Here is a 2,036-nt window from a genome sequence, read left to right on the forward strand (position 1 = left end):
GGAGAATAATGTTTGGAAAATTTACTACATTTGCAGGGACTATCTGGGCAGTATCACCCATATAGCCAATGCCGACGGTTCTTTGAAATGACGAACGAGTGAGCGCAAAGTCAAGCTTGCTTGAGCTATGCCGACCGAGGAGGAATTCAGCAAAATTGCGAAACAGGAATTGAGTTACGACGCTTGGGGAAGACTTCGCAATCCTGCAACGCATGTGGCATACACACCCGGAAGTGAGCCGGCGCTGTTCTTAGGCAGAGGATATACCGGACACGAACATCTCTCCTCCTTTGGGGGAGCCGGAGGGGGCGGGTTCGGGTTAATCAATATGAACGCTCGCTTGTATGACCCGCTTTTAGGCAGGTTCTTAAGTCCCGATCCGTATGTACAGGCGCCGGATTTCACGCAGAATTTCAACCGGTATAGTTATTGTTTGAACAATCCGCTGACTTATATCGATCCTTCAGGAGAGTGGTTTTTAATAGATGATTTAATAGCGGCGGTCGTCGGTGGCGTTGTCAATCTAACGGTAAACCTTATACAGGGAAACGTGCGAAATTTCGGGCATGGGGCAGCTTTGTTCGGTGTCGGTTTTGCAGGAGGTGTCGCATCTCTATATGTTTCACCATTGGTTGGAGCAGGACTTGTGAGTGGGGGCAACGGCATCCTTAACCAAGGATTTACGACAGGATGGAATAATATTGATTGGGGGCAGGTTGGTATCTCTACGATCATGGGTGTGGCGACATCCTATCTTGGCGGTCAATTGGGCAACACCCTGGCAAAACCAATAAGTAACCTGACTTCCGATATCACAAGTCCTGTTTTACGGGAAGCGCTGACCCAAGGGGCGACGAATGCGGCAGTAGGTTTCGGATTGAGCGCGGGCTTGGCTTGGGGGAATGGTGCCAGTTTTGAGGAAGGACTCAAACAAGGCGGACAAGGCGCGTTAATGGGTGCCGGAATCGGAGTGATGACCGGAACAGTGGCGGGAGTACAGTATGCTCGCGATAATAAGGTTAATCCGTGGACGGGGAAAGATTTAAATTTGAATTCGGACAAAATAAGTTTAGGGACAAGGAATCCTCTAAATTCCGAATCGAATTCTTATAATGGAAGAATTGTAACTAATCCTGCTGGGGACCAGGTGACACTTGACATACCCTCGGATTATATAATGAGATCGGCTGACAATGGAAATGGTGTAGTTTATCAAGCACCGGATTCTACCGGAAATGCTAATATGATAAGAATTATGGGAACCTACTGATTATGCTCCAAATGGATACACAGTATTCTATAATAATTATGGACAGCCATACAATCCTAATACTGGACACACTTTAAGTCGCAGCTTGTGGCATTTTAAATTTTAAAAATTATGGATATAAAACAAGACTTAAGCTTTATAATCAGAAAAAGTTTAATTCAACTTCGAATAAATCTATATACAATTGATTTAATTTTTGAAAATGAAATCATCATAAGTATTGCTAATGAAGTAGTATATATTGAAGGAGAAAATAAAATTCAAATATGGGATTCAGTTAATAATCCAAAGTTTTCTATTAATAATCTGCTTGGTATTTTGGTTGTAAACGCTATAGTTGACGAACAAGATAATCTTATTATCGAATTTAGAAACAATGGGATATTAATAATTAAATCCGCCAAAGATATGCACGAATCATATATTATAAATAATGGAGATGATTTTCAAGTAATATATTAGTTATTAACATTTCGGAGATACAAATCTGTTCAAATTTAAGAACATCTATATAAAACTAAAGGCAAATACTTTGTAAGCACCATCTGGCGCAAATTTGCAACTCATGGACAAAACAACAGCAGTTTCAAACTGTCAGTAAGTAAACCCAACAGCTATCCTGCAGCGGCGGGGTAGCTTTCGTTCTTTCCTGCGGCCCTCCCACCATCGGCGAAAACATCGAGTGGCTCTACCTCGGTGGTGATGCTTATTCAGCGCCTGCTGTATATGTAAAAGAAGCCGGTGTGTGGAAAATTTACTATATTTG

2 protein-coding genes are annotated in these 2,036 nt (G+C 42.1%); both read left to right on the forward strand.

What is annotated here, in order from left to right:
- The first annotated feature begins 127 nt into the window (after positions 1 to 127).
- Positions 128 to 1,270 (forward strand): RHS repeat-associated core domain-containing protein, encoded by a 1,143-nt coding sequence (locus D7D25_RS18860; protein ID WP_370453870.1) that lies wholly within the window; start codon positions 128 to 130, stop codon positions 1,268 to 1,270.
- Positions 1,271 to 1,381: 111 nt separating this feature from the next.
- On the forward strand, positions 1,382 to 1,732 hold the full coding sequence (locus tag D7D25_RS17590) for a hypothetical protein (RefSeq protein ID WP_122970209.1): 351 nt from the start codon (positions 1,382 to 1,384) through the stop codon (positions 1,730 to 1,732).
- The last annotated feature ends 304 nt before the right edge of the window (positions 1,733 to 2,036 follow it).

Source organism: Proteiniphilum sp. X52, from assembly GCF_003712195.1.
In the GTDB taxonomy this organism is placed as follows: domain Bacteria; phylum Bacteroidota; class Bacteroidia; order Bacteroidales; family Dysgonomonadaceae; genus Proteiniphilum.

Coding starts and splice junctions, on each gene's coding strand:
- D7D25_RS17590 (WP_122970209.1), top strand. CDS start 1,382: ATGGATATAAAACAAGACTTAAGCTTTATAATCAGAAAAAGTTTAATT.
- D7D25_RS18860 (WP_370453870.1), top strand. CDS start 128: ATGCCGACCGAGGAGGAATTCAGCAAAATTGCGAAACAGGAATTGAGT.